The following is a 16,324-nucleotide window of genomic DNA, read 5'->3' as shown; positions in this document are numbered from 1 at the left end:
TCCCTACAAGGGAATGGGGGTGTGAAAGCCTCTCTCCTTGTAGGGGAGAGGTTTGGAGAGGGGTTTTTAGTATGCTTCTTGACTTGACAAACATCCTTTAAGCTGCTCCAAATTCTGATTGTAAGGCTTCATCATTGTCATCTGCGATGGTAGCCACAATAGTAATTAATCGGGAAACTTCCCCTGGAGACAATTCTGCTAAGGTGCGTGTAGAGATGACTACTACTCGATTCTCAATAATACCAAATCTCGCTTCAAAGGTGCTGGAGCAGTTCATTTCCAACAGGTGACGCATTAGCTTCGGTTCATCTTTCGCCGGAAGTTGGAGAACCGCCGACCAAACTGTGATTGTGTCTTCATCCGTTGTTCCTGTAAGCTGGACGAATACTTCTACGCTGCCATATTTGAATTTCCACAAATAACCACCTTCTGCGGGGTGGCTCACCATTGCACTATCATCTTGTTCCAAGGAGTCAATGACGTTTTCAATCACTTCCAAATGGTTAATGCTGGTTGTCTCCACCATTTCATCTAAAGATTCTGGGTTAGTTAGGGTTTCTTGGTAGCTTGTCATACAGATTTTTCTCTCGATATATTCACTGTTTTATCTACACATTAATTTATAGCCTGTGAGCAAAATTAGGTTGAGTTCCTTAAGTAATAGTCTAGACTTTACTTTGCTGTGGTTTAACTATGAAATTTCAGTAAGAAATATTACATTTTCTTTTGTTAGGATTCTTTGTAATATATATCTTACACCAGCTAAAGCCAGTAAATGGTGTAGCAATCTTTCATTCTAACGCCGCAAAGGATGTATAAATCTATGTCCTCTATGTCTCAAATTGTGTCTCGCCGTGATGTCCGTCAATTGGGGATTAACCCGAATCATTGGTATGTGGTAGCACGTAGCGATGAGGTGACAAATAAACCATTAGGTGTGATAATTTGGCATCAGGCGATCGCACTCTATCGAGACAGTCAAGGACAAATCCACGCCCTAGAAGACCGTTGTCCCCACCGTCAAGTTAAACTCAGTCATGGGCAAGTCATCAATGATGAATTAGAATGCGCCTATCACGGTTGGCGTTTCAATCATCAAGGTGAATGTGCAACTGTTCCTTACTTAGCTGCTAATCAAAAACTACCTAATTGCAAAATCCGACGTTACCCAGTCAAAGAACAAGACGGTTTTATTTGGTTATATCCTGGTGATGCAGAACCATCTGTAGAACCTTTAGGTTTACCAGAGTGGGAACATCTAAATTATATCGCCACAGTTTCAGTTATTAACTGCAAAGCTCATTATTCTTATTTAATTGAAAACCTGATGGATATGTATCATGGACATTTGCATCAGGATTTACAAGCATGGGCAGAAGCCACACTTCAAGATATTGATGAAGATGAACACCGTGTTGATGCTCATTACCAAGCCCAGAGTTATTATAAAATAGATAAAATTTGGTCTATCTCTCAGTTATTTTTCCCCGCATTACGCCGCTTACATCCTGAACCTTTGGATGTGAGTTATATTTATCCTCACTGGATGTCTACATTAGGCAAAGATTTTAAAATTTATTGTTTATTGTGTCCAGTGAATGAAACAGAAACCAAAGCGTATTTAATTCATTTCACATCATTAAATTCTTTTTGGCGATTACATAAATTACCCGTCTGGTTTCGACGGTTTATTAAAAATAGTTTATTTGGTGCGGCGCAAAAGTTACTCGATGGTTTAGTGGTGCAAGATGTGCAGATGATTGAGGAAGAACAACAGGCGTATTTACAAAATTCTCAAATCCGAAATTATGAGTTAAATCGAGCTTTAGTTAGTGTACAAAGGTTGATGAAAAATCAAGTAGAGAAATAAGAATTGGGTGTTGCTGAGATAAATTTACATTTTTGCTCACCAACACCGCTATTATGACTACATCTATGCCTAAATATTTTTTTTGAACTCCTCTGATACAAATTTTATATGAGGTTGCACCACATAAATGATGTAGAGACGTTGCATGCAACGTCTCTACAGTAAACCTTAAATTGTAGGGTGGTTTAAAGCAGCGTGTAACGCACCAATAAATACGGTACGTTACGGCTAATTCCTAGTTTCTCAAACGCTCAAATCCTTAGCACAAAGCAATTCACCCCAAGCTTTATTAGAGCAAGTGGCGACGGCTGTCGATATGATTGAAGAAACAGACGAGCGACAGAATATATCAGCTTGTGTGCAGGTTTTAGCCGGGTTGCGGTTTGAAAAAGATTTGATTAGACAGCTATTTCGAGAGGAAATTATGCAAGAGTCTGTAATTTACCAGGATATTTTGCAAAAAGGATTGCAACAGGGAGAGCAACGAGGGAAGAAACAAGAGGCGTTAGAACTTATTCTACGTCAATTGACTCGTCGCTTTGGTGCAATTGAGCCAGAAATACAACAGCAGATTAGTGCTTTATCGAAAATTTGGGTTGAAAACCCCGTCGTTCTACGACGGCTTTCTGGTATACTAGCAGTAGGTTGTAGACCGTGAGAACGATGTTCGCGTAGCGTCCCGCAGGGAGGAAACAGGTAAAACGTCCTACTCCGTGATCTCAAAATGCCTAACAGTCAATGGTGTAAAAATAAGTCCAAACTGTAAGGTCGAAAAGCAATTAAATAGGGTAGGGCATACCCAAATTTACGCTTGGGGAGTAGTCCTTAAGTGGGGTATATCGAGAGATATGTTTCGGACTAGACATGAAACTGTAAGACCAAAATCAACATCGTTGGTGGAGGCAGGATTCAGCCCAAGAATCTCCGCACTTTTAGGGCGGAGAGTGTCAACAGTCACTCAATTAGAGGAGTTAGCTGAGGCTTTGTTAGATTTTACTAGCCAAAGTGATTTAATTAATTACTTGGCGAATATCTCCCCGTCTTCAAGCAATACCATTTGAAGATACAAATACCTGGGTGGGGGTTTAGCAATGCTCAACCCTTACTAAACGCTTCTGAGTGCCACAATTGGATCGAGTTTAGCAGCACGACGGGCAGGAACGACACCGAAAAATAAACCAATGCCACCGGAAACACCTACAGCCGTCATAATGGCTACGGGAGAAATTGCTGCTTCTAGGGGTGTTATAGCTCCTACTAACATAATGCCACTGACACCAACGGCAGTTCCAACTAAGCCACCAATGGCAGAGACAATTACAGATTCAATGATAAATTGCAGTAATATATCTTGTTCTGTCGCGCCAATGGCTTTGCGTAGTCCAATTTCTTGGGTGCGTTCGGTGACGGAAACTAGCATAATATTCATGATACCAATACCACCGACAAACAGAGATATGCCAGCGATCGCAGCTAGCATGATTGTCAATGCACCAGAAATCTGTCCGACTGTTTGCAAAGCATCTTTTTGAGTACGAATAGTAAAATCATCTTCACCGACGAGTTTATGGCGTTGTCGCAGTAAATTGGTGATTTGAAATACGGCTGCATCTACGCTATCGGCATTTTTGGCGGAAGCTACAATATAACTTAACTCCAACCCATAGGGAGATGTGCGCCCCACAATGCGGTTAGCCATTGTGAACACGGGTATCAAGGCTGCATCATCATAATCAACGCCTAAGCTTGAGCCTTTGGTTTCTAATACTCCAATCACCTGAAAGCTAGCATTCTTAATTCTCAGTTGTTGACCTACGGGGTTACTATTACCAAAGAGTCTATTAGCTAATTTTCCCCCTAATACGGCAACTTGATTACTGCGCTTCATGTCTACGTCGCCAAAAAACCGCCCTTGGGCGACTTCAAAATCCCGCACGATTAAAAAGTTGGGGGTTGTGCCAATAATGTTGACATCTGTGTTGCGATTACTGTAGGTGACAACCTGCCTACTGTTTAACTCCGCAGTCACGTCGGCGATGGTTGGTACTTGGGTAGCGATCGCGTTAGCATCTTCATATACCAAAGTCTTTGGTACTTCTCTAGAAATCCGTTGAGTTGCCTGATTACCTGGAATAATAAACAGTACGTTCGGCCCTAAAGATTCTAACTGTTGTTGTACGAATCTTTGTCCGCCTTCACCAATTCCGATCATCGCTATCACCGAAGCGTTACCGATGACAATACCCAACATAGTGAGGGCGGTACGTAGTTTATTAGACAGCAGGGTTTTACCTGCCATTTGCATACTTTCTAGCAGGTTCATTAATTACCCTCTTTTTTCTCCTTCTCCAGTTTGTAATCTTTTGGCAAATCCACAAACACGCGATCGCCTGTTTTTATACCTGATAAAATTTGGGTTTGGTCTTGGATTTGTGCGCCAATGGTGACTTCCTGAAACTGGGGTTTATTCTTCGCATCCGGTATAAGTACGCCAGTTTTGCCATTTTCTGTCAAAATTGACACCGTTGGCACTAGCACAGCATCATTGACGCGATCGCCCAAAAAGGTAAGATCGACATTTAAGCCAGAACGTAATTTTTCTGTACCTGTTTTCAGAGCTACCCGCACCTGAAAGGATGTCACACCTTGTTCTACAACCGCTTCTGGTGCAATCAAACGCACCTCACCTTTAAACACTTCATCAGGGTAAGCATCAGCCACAATTTCCACCTGCTGTCCCTGTTGAATTCTACCAATATCTGCTTCGGGAATTTGCGCTAAAACTTCCAAATCCTTGGCTACAGCCACAATTGAACTCGAAGTAGCTGATGCACTGGTAGAAGCTGAAGTTGTGGGTGTGACAAAAGCCCCAATGTTGGCGTATTTCTGAGTCACAACCCCAGAGAAGGGCGCGCGAATCATTGTATCTTGTAGTCTGACTTCTGCTGCTGCTAACTGGGCTTGAGCCGCTTTGACTGCGGCTTGACGTTGGGCGATTTCTTCAACACGGCTACCTTCTTCCAATAGTACCAAGGCGGCGCGGGCTTCGATGACAGCTGCTTCTCTAGCTGTGATTACCTCGCTACGAGTCCCAGTTTCCAGCAGCGACAATCGTTTTTGTGCTTCTGCCAAATTCGCTTTTGCGCTTTTATCTTCGCTAATCGCTTGATCGAGTAATTGTTTTCTCTCTGCTCCCTGTTGGTAAAGATACTGATAACGCTTTACTTGTTCAGATGTATAGTTTACCCTAGCGCGTGCCGCATCTACTTGGGCTTGGACTTGGGCAATTTCTTGGGGACGATTACCGGCACGGGCTTCGGCTAACTGGGCTTGTGCCTGTGCCAAACGCGCTCTAGCTTGGGCGATTTCTTGGGGACGATTACCTGCTTGGGCTTGGGCTAGCTGGGCTTGTGCTTGTGCTAAATTAGCGCGGTATTGAGCAATTTGGGCGGGGATATCACCTACATCCATTCTGGCGATAATTTGTCCTTGCTCCACGCGATCGCCTTGTTCTACATATAATTGTGCTAGTACGCCTGGGTTTTTCGGACTAATATTTACACTTTGAACTGGAACTACTTTCCCACTGGCAGTAATCCGCAAAGTTACATTTTTGGCTTCTACAGGTACGGTTAGTTGCGTTACGTCTTGTTTGTTAGCTCTTTGATTGACAATGGTGTAGCTCGTTGTACCCACAACCAAAGCTCCCGCCGCTAACAATCCCACTAGCCACCGGGTTGGGTATTTAACTTTGCCAATAATGGGAACTTCTATGTACGCAATCATCAGTAGTTGCCTATGAAAATTTTTGGTGGTCTTAATTAACAGGTAAGAACAGTTATCTCAAGATTTTAAAACTCTGGGGGGGAAAATAAATTTTTATTGCCAATTAAACATTTAGACGCATAATCATGATAAAAGTTGCTGATTCTACACTATCCTAGCCTTTATCAGTTGTTTATGCCTTTAATTTTCCGGTGAAGTGTTCAAACATTTCAGAAAAAGTCATGATTGTTGGTTGTTGACTGTTGATGGTTGATGGTTGATAGTTGGGTAAAAGTCGTCTCCCTCCGCTCCTCCGCTCCTCCAGTGCTAACGACTGTAAAATTGGCCTGCCACCTCAAGCGGATATCGTTTAAGCTAGCTGAAAGATTATTGATATATGGTTTAAGAGGCGGTAGTGTGCCTAAATACTTTCGGTTAATTTCTCTTTTACTCGTCTGTGGTTTGTGGAGTGTGCCAAAAACTGCTCAAGCCCAGGCTTTGATACCTCATACTGTGCAACTAGATACGGATAAGCTAGAAAAGCAAGGGTTAAGTTTAGCACAAGAAGCAGCCCAATTAGGGCAGTTTCAGCAGTATGAGTTGGCTATACCACGAGCGCGACTAGCTAGCCAACTAGCTCCTAAAAATGATAAAGTTTGGTTTCTCTTGGGTGGCTTGTATTTGCAAACCAAAGATTATGATGGCGCGATCGCAGCCTTAACTCAAGCCCATACTCTCAATCCGAAAAATGCCGATATTTTATTTGCTTTGGGTTCGGCTAATTTTCAACAAAAAAAATATACCACAGCAATTGACAATTACCAAGCTGGCTTGAGGTTAAAACCCAATCACCCAGAAGGTTTGTTTGATTTGGGTAATGCCTACTATATGGTGGGCAGACTGACAGATGCGATCGCCGAATATAATAAAGCTGTGGCACAAGACAATAAATTTTGGCCCGCAGTTAATAACATCGGCTTAATCCAATATGAACAGGGTAATGTGCAAGCAGCCATTCAGCAATGGCAAACGGCTGTTTCTCTAGATAAACAAGCAGCCGAACCATTATTAGCAATGGCTGTGGCAATATACACTAAAGGCGATCGCCAACAAGGTTTGACTTTAGGTGAAAATGCACTTCGCATCGATCAACGCTATGCTGATTTGGATTTTCTCAAAGAAAATCTGTGGGGCGATCGCTTACTTGCTGATGCGAAACAATTCTTGGAATTACCCCGGATTCAAGCCGCCTTAGATTCCCGCTAAAACTTACTTGATAACTTATAAGCGGAGCATTTACAGCTCCGCTTTTTTTACCAGATGATTTTCCTAGTTGCCAATTACACTATACTGTAGTACATATATACTAACAGAGGAAAATGTTCGCCAATAACACCAACTGGTGAATATTCCGCAGAGAATGTCTAAAGTTTTCAGCTGTTGTCTGTGGGGAGAAGTGCCATGATTTGGTCAACGAACTGTTGATGGTCTACAACAGGTTTAGAGATGTAGTCATCAGCACCACTTTGTTTGAGAAAGTTCTCGCGATCGCCTTCCATCGCGTGTGCTGTGACTAAAATTACAGGTAAATTTGCTGTTTGTGGATCAGCCTTTAACATCTGGGTAATCTTAATACCATCAACAGACTTACCTTGATAAACACTTCTAGAGAGAGAAACATCCATTAAAATCAAGTCTGCTTCTCCTGACTGGGCGATTTGAATTACTTCTTCCACATTTTCAGTATGTTTAACACCTAAACCACCCCGCTTAGTCAAAATCTTAGAAAAAACACGAGCGTTAATCAAATCATCTTCGACAATCAAAACAGTCTTCATGAGAATTTTATTTACAAACGTGAGGGGGAAACACCAATTCTAAATTTCAAATCAAATTATGGTTACACAACTATAGGCAACCTAGAGCAGCAAGGGTTGATTACCAGTCGATGACACACTAAACTGTCTCCTTTTTAATAATCTATATACATCGGAGTCATCAAGGATAATACTACGGCTTTTACTTCGGTGATAATCAAGATTGTGTAAGGAATCCCATTTCATCCGTTATGCTGTGTTTGCTGCAATGTTTAGCACCAGCAACTTTTGTGTAGTTAAATCTCAGGGAAAAAACTCATGGCAAAACAGTTAAACCTTCTCGCAACGGGACAGGTAATCACAACGGCCCTGCATACCGAGATGCAACGGTCTTACCTAGAATATGCCATGAGTGTGATTGTCGGACGAGCATTACCAGATGTTCGTGACGGTTTAAAGCCAGTGCATCGGCGGATTTTATACGCGATGCACGAATTAGGTTTGACACCGGATAGACCCTACCGCAAATGCGCCCGTGTGGTGGGGGATGTCTTAGGTAAATATCACCCTCATGGCGACCAAGCGGTTTATGATGCTTTAGTCAGACTGGTGCAAGATTTTTCCAGTCGTTATCCCTTACTAGCTGGACATGGTAACTTTGGCAGCGTGGATAATGACCCCCCGGCGGCGATGCGCTACACAGAAACCCGTCTTGCACCGATTAGCCATGAGGGGATGCTGACAGAAATCGGCGAAGAAACAGTAGAATTTGTCGGTAATTTCGATAATTCGCAGCAAGAACCCACAGTTTTACCGGCTCAATTACCCTTTCTGTTGCTGAATGGCTGTGCAGGAATTGCGGTGGGCATGGCGACGAATATCCCTCCCCATAATTTAGGGGAAATTGTGGATGGCTTAATTGCACTAATTGATCAGCCAGATTTACCAGATGAGAAGTTATTAGAGTTAATACCAGGGCCAGATTTTCCCACGGGTGGGGAAATAGTCGGGGATGCGGGGATTCGAGACGCATACATTACCGGCAAGGGTGGGATTATGTTACGGGGAGTCGCCACAGTTGAAGAAATTCCCGGCGGTAAAGGTAGCAAGCGGCGGACGGCGATTGTGGTGACTGAGTTACCTTATCAAGTTAATAAAGCCGGCTGGATTGAAAAAGTGGCTGATTTGGTAAATCAAGGTCGTTTGCAAGGTATTTCTGACATTCGGGATGAAAGCGATCGCGAAGGGATGCGAGTTGTGATCGAACTCAAACGCGATACCAACCCCCAAGAAGTGCTACAGCATTTGTATCACCAAACCGCTTTACAATCTAATTTTGGGGCAATTCTTTTAGCTTTAGTCGATGGGCAACCGCGCCAGTTAAGTTTACGCCAACTTTTACTAGAGTTTTTAAATTTCCGAGAACAAACACTTAACCGTCGTTACAGTTATGAATTAGGTAAAGCAGAAAGTCGGCTACATACAGTCGAAGGATTACTCACCGCTTTGTCTGATGTCGATGAGGTAATTACAATTTTGCGACAAGCCGCCGATGGTAGCACGGCGAAAATCAGTTTGTGTAGTCGCTTGGATTTAAGCGAAAATCAGGCTGATGCTATTTTAGCGATGCCATTACGTCGCCTCACCAGTTTAGAACAGCAAAATTTACAGCGTGAGTTTGAGGAACTGCGGCAACAAATCGCTTTACTGCAAAAATTGTTGAGCGATCGCAAAGAATTATTGAAAGCTTTGAAAAAAGACCTGCGATCGCTCAAGCGCAAGTACGGCGATTCGCGTCGTACCAAGATAGGGACGAATATTCCAGAGGAGTTACCCAAAAGCGAAACCACCAGCAGACAAAAAAAACCCACCTTAGCTGAAGTCGAACCGGAAGTTACTACACCGGCGGAAGATGTCACCTTAGAATTGACTCAACGGGGGTATGTACGTCGTCTTCCCCTCTCCGGGAGAAAGTCAAAACTAGAAAATGGTTTAAATGATCATGACTTCATCATTCAAACCGAATTGACCGACACCAATAAAGATTTACTTGTACTCACCAGTGGTGGTAAACTCTACCCGGTGAAAATAGGCGATATTCCCCCCACTACTACACGTTCACCACGGGGAACACCATTAATTACCATGTTGACAAGTACCGCCCAAGGTACACAAGAAGCGGTAGTCAGTCGGTTTGTACTGCCAGAAGATTTAGAAACTCAGCAGATAGTTCTGTTGACGAAGCAGGGAAGAATTAAGCGTCTGTCTTTGAGTGAACTAACTAACCTGACAAGACGGGGAATTACAATTATCAAACTCAAAGATGATGATGAGTTGTTATTAACTCAGTTGACTCAGCCAGGAGAACATTTGATTTTAGCTAGTTCTGGTGGGCGGTTGTTACGCTTCCCAGTGAATGAGGCACAATTACCCATTATGGGTAGAACAGCGATGGGTTTACAAGCATTACGTGTACTGAAACATCAACCAATGGTAGGGTGTGTGAGTTCGGCGGAAGCTGATCATTTATTGCTAGTCACAGAAGAAGGTTACGCCAAACGCTTACCTATTAATCAGCTAAAAACAGCGAATCGTGGTGATTTAGGGACGCAAGGCTTAAAATTTGCTAGCCAAACAGATAATCTAGCGGGTATGGTAGGAGCGATCGCAGCTTCCGAAGTGGCTCTAGTGACCAATAAAGAGCGAGTGGTGCGAATCCCCACAGATAGTATACCTATTTTGACCAGAGACAATAAAGGTGAAAGCATCCTGCAACTCAACCGTGATGAAAAAGTGATGAATGTCGTCCCTGTGCGCTCATCGTGAGCATCCACTCAGCTAGAAGTTAACAGATTGACTGTTAGTCGGGTGCGTCAGAATGAATATTTTCTTGGTATAGCTAGGGTGACTCGTACTGACGCACCCGACATTTTGGATGTTTTTTGCTCTGGAAGTCCCTAATTACGCAATATATCCCCGACTTCTTTGAGAAGTCGGGGATCTGATTGTTACATGGTTAATGCTAATTATTCCTAATACAATTTGTCAGGTGGGCATTGCTTACAAGTTTCTCAGACCCTGATTTTGATGTTTTTGGCTGTGCATCGCCTTACTTTAATTGAGAATACAGCCAGCTATGAGCAAATTTTGTGCTAAAATAATTGATAAATAATAGCAATATCTATATTTATTCATACAACTATCTATTTCTGGGTGGTCGCTTTTATCTGACATCCTTCTGCCAAAAGATAGATGTATGAGCCTGTTTATCAATTTTCCCTAACAATAGCATTGAGTTTATGGCAACCAGAATATAAATAAATGTTGCAATTTAGAAAAATATTGTTATATTAGTTTACATAAGACAACAATCCTTAGAAAATTCAGTTTGGAGTGGCAACCATGACAGACACAACCAAAGTTACAGCTCCAGTCATCGAAGACCGTAACGCTTGGCGTTGGGGCTTTACCCCCCAAGCAGAAATTTGGAATGGTCGCTTGGCAATGATTGGCTTTTTAGCAGCTGTATTGATTGAACTGTTTTCCGGTCAAGGATTCCTACATTTTTGGGGTATTCTGTAATTTTTAAGTGTCAGATTGCCTAGGCATACTAAAGAGTTAAACAAAAAAACCTGGGAGTTTATCTATATCCCAGGTTCTTATTGTTTTTTAGACGCGATTCATCACGTCTCTAGATGAATTTTGGCTTTTGACTAGCGAATGTATTCTTTAAGTACGCTGTTGCGATTGGGATGGCGTAACTTCCGCAGTGCTTTTGCCTCTATTTGACGAATTCTTTCGCGGGTGACGTTGAAAATTTGTCCGATTTCCTCTAAAGTTTTCATACGGCCGTCATCTAAACCATAGCGTAGTCTGAGGACATCGCGTTCACGGGGGCTGAGGCTGTCGAGGACTTTTTCTAAGTCTTCCCGGAGCAGATTTTTAGAAACTTGGTCTTCTGGGGTTTCGCCGTCAGATTCAATAAAATCACCCAAGCGAGAATCTTCTTCTTTACCAATGGGTGTTTCTAGGGAAATGGGCAACTGAGCAGATTTAGCGATGAACCGCAATTTCTCGATAGTCATTTCCATACGAGTTGCGATTTCTTCTTCTGTGGGTTTGCGTCCCATTTCTTGAGACAGCAATTTGGTAGTTTTCTTGATGCGGGAGATGGTTTCGTAGAGATGGACTGGTAGGCGGATAGTCCGGGATTGATCGGCGATCGCTCTGGTGATAGCCTGACGAATCCACCATGTAGCGTAGGTGGAGAATTTATAACCTTTCTCGTGATCGAATTTTTCAGCCGCACGAATCAAACCCAGACTACCTTCTTGAATCAAGTCTTGGAATGATAAACCACGGTTCATGTACTTCTTAGCAATAGAAACCACTAGCCGTAGGTTCGACTGCACCATTTTATCTTTCGCTCTGCGACCTAGATGCAAGCGATAACGGAAAGCTGGCAATGGCAATTGTACTGCTTCTGCCCATTCACTATCACGCGGATCACGTTCTAACTGTTCTGAGAGTCTTTCCCGTATCCTTTCTAATTCGAGTAAGTCAGCAATTTTTCTGGCTAATTCAATTTCTTCATCTGCCCGTAACAGGCGAATTCGACCAATTTCTTGCAAGTACAGGCGAATCGAATCTTCGGTATAATGCTTCTTCTTGCTTTGTGTCCGACGACGCGATTTAGCGGCTTTTCCAGACTTTGCGTCGTCCTCATCAGTCTGAGGCTCTAAAAACTCATCAATTTCGCCGTCATCGGTAAGCAGTAAGTCCTCCTCGTCTTCAATTAAGAGGTCTTCTAACTCGATCTCAGGCTGATTCATCATTTCTAGGTCAGGCTGATAAATGCTATCGAGTACGTTGTTAGCCTGGTTCATGCCGCGTTCCTCATGCTCCTTGCAGAATCAATTACTCAAAATTTGTTGACTGCTCTTTTTAAACTGAGCTAGTGAACAAATAAAAATAGGGTTTTAGATGGATTTCCCTGGTGTGTTTGGGAAGTTCCCGCCAATGGAGAAATTTCTTACTCCTCGTGAAAAGTCGCAGTTAATGCTGACTTACTTACTCATTCCATACCAGCCAAAAGTGTTGCTGTGGCAGACACTTTTATTTGGTTTGTCTCTAACAAGACTTGTCTTGATAAAAAAATTTACCACTTCATCACATATTAATTATGACTGTTGGCATATTTTCTTATAAAGACTCTTCCGATTGTAGCCTGTTTCACAAAAATTGCACTCTTTTTGTGTATTAATCATTAACTCATGAAGCAAGGTAAAGCCACTACTATCAAAAAGTCTTGAAAAATGGTAGTGATACCCTTAAATTTTCTCTAAAGCTTTTTGCAATTGCTGTGGGTTGTCTTCACATTCTCAGGATTTTAAAGCCTCCTTTACACAATTTCTGGTATTTTCTAAGACATGAATTACCTAAAAACTGTGTATTTTATATCAACTGAGTCCAGAAGCATTAACGCACCCATTTTTACATTTCCTTCATAAATAACTCAGTCCGGAGAATTGGGGCTTGATTTCCCAAGAAATAAAGACACCAACAGAAATAGTTCTTGCCTTGAGAAACTTAAGTTTCTACGTGCAGAACTCCTTTACTAGCTAGTAAAGGCTGGGGGAAACTTGCCGGGTGGCAGTTGGCGATTTGAATTTAGTCTTATTCACACATTAACGCACTGCTGAGATTTCTACCCTCTAATTCTTGACAAACTTTGATTGTTGTATCCAACGATATTTTAATCAATTCAAAAGGCATTTGACAGGTGTAATGAAAGATATTTGCTTAGTTATAGCAAAACTTTATCGAATACACACTAAATTCTGCCTGTGAAAAGATGAAATAGAATACATGAGCAAGTTAGAAGCAGGTTATGACTACTGCTTGTGCAGGAGAAGTATAGTTTAGGTGTTCATGTTTGAGCTTAACCTAATTTTCAATGTGGCTGTTGAGCAAAAAAATTTGAAATCCAATCCCGTGTTTTCCTGGGAAATGTTTTTGTCTAGTGATCTGGGATTTTGAAGATACCGAGATGATGTGACTGAGCAGATTCATCTAGAACTTTTTTTCCCAGCTTAACAAATAAGTTATGAGGCTGGCAGCAAAAGCATCAACCAGCTTTTTTATCCGTTCCGGTGTACCCAGTTGATAACGGTTACTTATTGCTTGAGATTGTCGGAATAATTGACCTCAATGTTAGAATTTGAGGCTTTTGTGACTTAATCCCAGCCAATAACGGATAAATTTTAATTATACTGTCACCCTGTTGACAAAATATGGTTTTTGTGCATTCAGATGAATTGAAAAAAACTGATAATTTAATTAATCAATGATTATGTATATTAACAAACATTTTTATCAGCAACAATTTTAATCAGCGAAAATGTTTCTTTGGGTGGATTGGCAATTTTGTAAAGATATCAAGAAGATGCTGAGAGTCACAGAAAATAAACTGTCAAGTTTTGCTGATGAGACACGGAATTGACCGCAAATCAATGTAGCGCAGAGTAAGCGGATTTATCCGTGGGAATAAGTAGGAGCAGGTTCAGAAAGATGAATATTTATGAAGAAAAATGTCGTTTAATCCGTACCTACTCAGATGAAATCAGTAGGTCAACATAATTAAAGATGATGATGGGATAGATCCCCGACTTCTCAAAGAAGTCGGGGATCTGAGTTAGTAGGGTGCGTCAGAATGAATAATTTCTTGGTATGGCTAGGGTTTCTCGTACTGACGCACCCTACATTTTAGAGATTTTTTGATCTCTTTAAATGTTCGGTGGGCATTGCCAACAAGGTAAAACTCAGGTTATAAGATACTGAGATTAGATATCTAGGTCAGTGAGATTCAATTTAGAACCATAGGTTTCGATAAATTCGCGTCTGGGGGCAACGCGATCGCCCATTAAAATGGTAAATATCCGATCAGCTTCGGCAGCATCCTCAATTTCCACTTGCTTGAGGGTGCGGGTTTGGGGGTTCATTGTGGTATCCCAAAGTTGCCCAGGCATCATTTCACCCAAACCTTTGAAGCGTTGGATGGTATAGTTAGCGTTAGCGGGGAACTTAGCGAGGATGTCTTGCAGTTCGCGATCGCTATAACAATACTCATGATTGCGTCCCCGTTCGACTTTATATAATGGGGGACAAGCAATATAGATAAAGCCTTGTTCGATGAGCGATCGCTGATATCTATAAAAGAAAGTTAACAGTAGGGTGCGGATGTGTGCGCCGTCTACGTCAGCATCAGTCATAATCACGATGCGGTGATAACGTAGTTGGGAAGCGTCGAATTCTTCACCTTTGACACCTAAACCCAAAGCGGTGATTAAGGCTTGAACTTCATTATTTTTATAGATTTTCGAGTCGTCAGTTTTCTCGATATTCAGGATTTTACCACGTAGAGGGAGGATGGCTTGAGTGCGGCGATCGCGTCCTTGTTTAGCACTACCACCTGCGGAGTCACCTTCCACGATAAAGATTTCTGACTCGCTAGGGTCGCGGGAACTGCAATCTGCTAACTTACCAGGTAGTGGGGAAGATTCTAATACAGATTTGCGGCGGACTAACTCCCGTGCGTGACGGGCTGCTTCTGCGGCTTTAAAAGCTTGAATAGCTTTATCTAGAACAGAGTCAGCGACACCGGGATGAAATTCTAAGTATTCAGTCAGGACTTCACCGACTAAAGAATCAACAATACCTCTAACTTCAGTATTACCTAGTTTAGTTTTAGTTTGTCCTTCAAATTCTGGGTCAGGGACTTTGACAGAAATTACCGCCGTCAAACCTTCGCGGACGTGTTCACCACTGAGGTTAGACTCATTTTCTTTGATTTTATTCCGCTTGCGAGCGATCGCATTCAAAGTTCTGGTCAAAACCGCCTTTAAACCTTCCAGGTGCGTACCACCGTCAACGGTGCGGATATTATTGGCAAAGCCTAACACGTTGTCAGTATAAGCATCGGTACACCATTGTAAAGCCACCTCCACCTGAACGTTATTCCGTTCACCCTGCACATAAATAACTTCCTCATGGAGTGGCTGCTTTTCGCGGTTCATGTAAGCGATATATTCCCGAATTCCACCCTTATACTCGTAGGTTTCAACTTTCGGCGTATCGCTTTTCAGCAATTCTAGACGGTTATCGGTAAAGGTAATTTTTACCCCTGCATTTAAATATGCCAACTCCCGCAGACGACTGGCGAGGGTAACATAATCAAATTCAGTTCCAGTGGTAAAAATTTGAGCATCTGGCTTAAAACTGACAGAAGTTCCCGTTCTCGGTTCTTTATAAGACTTGGCGACGAGTTCCGTCACCGGAACACCCCGTTCATATCGCTGAGTGTGAACCTTTTTGTCTCGCCAAACCGTGACTTCTACAACTTCTGACAAGGCGTTTACTACAGAAATACCAACCCCGTGCAAACCTCCAGAAACTTTATAACCGCCACCGCCAAACTTACCCCCAGCGTGTAGTACAGTTAATACAGTTTCTAAAGCTGATTTTCCCGTCCGCGAGTGAGTATCGGTAGGAATACCCCGACCATCATCGGTGACAGACACGGAACCATCAGCATTGAGATCGACCTCTATGTGAGTACAGTAACCTGCTAATGCCTCATCAATAGAGTTATCTACCACCTCATAAACTAAATGGTGGAGTCCTCGCGGCCCGGTAGAACCAATGTACATCCCCGGTCGTTTGCGGACGGCTTCCAGACCTTCCAGAACTTGAATCTGATCGGCACTGTAACTGCTCGTCATGAAATTTCTCCTGATGCGTGGGGTTGAAAGTGCCTAAAGGCTAAAAATTCAAAAACACACCAAGATTTTAACACAAAAGCCTTAAAGACGGT

Annotated in this window: 12 protein-coding genes; 6 read left to right on the top strand and 6 right to left on the bottom strand. The window is 42.4% G+C overall.

The genetic code is table 11. The annotated features are described in order from the left end of the window. Window positions 1–97: 97 nt before the first annotated feature. On the bottom strand, window positions 98–574 hold the full coding sequence (locus AACS98_RS21585; protein WP_066383894.1) for a YbjN domain-containing protein: 477 nt from the start codon (window positions 572–574) through the stop codon (window positions 98–100). A gap of 249 nt (window positions 575–823) precedes the next feature. Here AACS98_RS21585 and AACS98_RS21580 point away from each other — a divergent pair, with 249 nt between their 5' ends. The 3 genes from AACS98_RS21580 to AACS98_RS23665 all read left to right on the top strand — a co-directional run bounded on the left by AACS98_RS21580 (window position 824) and on the right by AACS98_RS23665 (window position 2,931). Then, the gene (locus AACS98_RS21580) at window positions 824–1,870 is read left to right on the top strand and encodes an aromatic ring-hydroxylating dioxygenase subunit alpha (protein WP_066383892.1); all 1,047 of its coding nucleotides are present in this window, start codon (window positions 824–826) and stop codon (window positions 1,868–1,870) included. Window positions 1,871–2,168: 298 nt separating this feature from the next. Then, window positions 2,169–2,528, top strand: coding sequence for a DUF4351 domain-containing protein (locus AACS98_RS21575; protein WP_232317193.1), 360 nt, complete (start codon window positions 2,169–2,171; stop codon window positions 2,526–2,528). A 190-nt stretch (window positions 2,529–2,718) separates the two neighbouring features. After that, window positions 2,719–2,931 (top strand): DUF4351 domain-containing protein, encoded by a 213-nt coding sequence (locus AACS98_RS23665; RefSeq protein WP_084386952.1) that lies wholly within the window; start codon window positions 2,719–2,721, stop codon window positions 2,929–2,931. A 44-nt stretch (window positions 2,932–2,975) separates the two neighbouring features. On the opposite strand, the gene AACS98_RS21570 is transcribed toward AACS98_RS23665, so the two are convergent. Both AACS98_RS21570 and AACS98_RS21565 read right to left on the bottom strand, forming a co-directional pair. Then, entirely contained in the window at window positions 2,976–4,193 is a 1,218-nt protein-coding gene (locus AACS98_RS21570) for an ABC transporter permease (RefSeq protein WP_066383886.1), read from the bottom strand. Continuing rightward, a complete protein-coding gene (locus tag AACS98_RS21565) occupies window positions 4,193–5,656 on the bottom strand; it encodes an efflux RND transporter periplasmic adaptor subunit (RefSeq protein WP_066383883.1) in 1,464 nt (487 codons plus the stop codon). Before AACS98_RS21565 ends, AACS98_RS21570 begins: the two co-directional genes overlap by 1 nt. A gap of 396 nt (window positions 5,657–6,052) precedes the next feature. On the opposite strand from AACS98_RS21565, the gene AACS98_RS21560 reads away from it, so the two are divergent. Next, complete coding sequence (locus AACS98_RS21560) at window positions 6,053–6,901, top strand: tetratricopeptide repeat protein (RefSeq protein ID WP_066383880.1); 849 nt, start codon at window positions 6,053–6,055, stop codon at window positions 6,899–6,901. A gap of 167 nt (window positions 6,902–7,068) precedes the next feature. On the opposite strand, the gene AACS98_RS21555 is transcribed toward AACS98_RS21560, so the two are convergent. Then, the gene (locus tag AACS98_RS21555) at window positions 7,069–7,473 is read right to left on the bottom strand and encodes a response regulator (RefSeq protein ID WP_066383873.1); all 405 of its coding nucleotides are present in this window, start codon (window positions 7,471–7,473) and stop codon (window positions 7,069–7,071) included. Between the two features lie 297 nt (window positions 7,474–7,770). Here AACS98_RS21555 and gyrA point away from each other — a divergent pair, with 297 nt between their 5' ends. Both gyrA and AACS98_RS21545 read left to right on the top strand, forming a co-directional pair. Then, window positions 7,771–10,278 carry a DNA gyrase subunit A gene (gyrA, locus tag AACS98_RS21550; RefSeq protein WP_066383872.1) on the top strand — a complete coding sequence of 836 codons (2,508 nt, stop codon included), beginning with the start codon at window positions 7,771–7,773 and terminating at the stop codon, window positions 10,276–10,278. A 576-nt stretch (window positions 10,279–10,854) separates the two neighbouring features. Further along, window positions 10,855–11,034, top strand: a complete 180-nt coding sequence (locus AACS98_RS21545) for a chlorophyll a/b-binding protein (protein ID WP_066383871.1) — start codon at window positions 10,855–10,857, stop codon at window positions 11,032–11,034. A gap of 131 nt (window positions 11,035–11,165) precedes the next feature. Here the strand turns inward: AACS98_RS21545 and rpoD are convergent, their stop codons facing one another. Further along, window positions 11,166–12,338, bottom strand: coding sequence for an RNA polymerase sigma factor RpoD (rpoD, locus tag AACS98_RS21540; protein ID WP_066383861.1), 1,173 nt, complete (start codon window positions 12,336–12,338; stop codon window positions 11,166–11,168). 1,956 nt (window positions 12,339–14,294) lie between these two features. Beyond that, window positions 14,295–16,232 carry a DNA topoisomerase (ATP-hydrolyzing) subunit B gene (gene gyrB / locus AACS98_RS21535; RefSeq protein ID WP_066383860.1) on the bottom strand — a complete coding sequence of 646 codons (1,938 nt, stop codon included), beginning with the start codon at window positions 16,230–16,232 and terminating at the stop codon, window positions 14,295–14,297. Window positions 16,233–16,324: the final 92 nt, after the last annotated feature.

The organism is Anabaena sp. CA = ATCC 33047, assembly GCF_963870205.1.
Taxonomy (GTDB): Bacteria; Cyanobacteriota; Cyanobacteriia; order Cyanobacteriales; family Nostocaceae; genus Trichormus.
The sequence above is the reverse complement of the archived record's forward strand: the minus strand, read 5'-3'. Positions and strand labels throughout refer to the sequence as shown.

Excerpts from the sequence above, each read along its gene's own strand:
- AACS98_RS21580 (WP_066383892.1), top strand. The coding sequence starts at position 824 with ATGTCCTCTATGTCTCAAATTGTGTCTCGCCGTGATGTCCGTCAATTG.
- rpoD (WP_066383861.1), bottom strand. The coding sequence starts at position 12,338 with ATGAACCAGGCTAACAACGTACTCGATAGCATTTATCAGCCTGACCTA.
- AACS98_RS21585 (WP_066383894.1), bottom strand. The coding sequence starts at position 574 with ATGACAAGCTACCAAGAAACCCTAACTAACCCAGAATCTTTAGATGAA.
- AACS98_RS23665 (WP_084386952.1), top strand. The coding sequence starts at position 2,719 with ATGTTTCGGACTAGACATGAAACTGTAAGACCAAAATCAACATCGTTG.
- AACS98_RS21555 (WP_066383873.1), bottom strand. The coding sequence starts at position 7,473 with ATGAAGACTGTTTTGATTGTCGAAGATGATTTGATTAACGCTCGTGTT.
- gyrA (WP_066383872.1), top strand. The coding sequence starts at position 7,771 with ATGGCAAAACAGTTAAACCTTCTCGCAACGGGACAGGTAATCACAACG.
- AACS98_RS21570 (WP_066383886.1), bottom strand. The coding sequence starts at position 4,193 with ATGAACCTGCTAGAAAGTATGCAAATGGCAGGTAAAACCCTGCTGTCT.
- AACS98_RS21565 (WP_066383883.1), bottom strand. The coding sequence starts at position 5,656 with ATGATTGCGTACATAGAAGTTCCCATTATTGGCAAAGTTAAATACCCA.
- AACS98_RS21545 (WP_066383871.1), top strand. The coding sequence starts at position 10,855 with ATGACAGACACAACCAAAGTTACAGCTCCAGTCATCGAAGACCGTAAC.
- gyrB (WP_066383860.1), bottom strand. The coding sequence starts at position 16,232 with ATGACGAGCAGTTACAGTGCCGATCAGATTCAAGTTCTGGAAGGTCTG.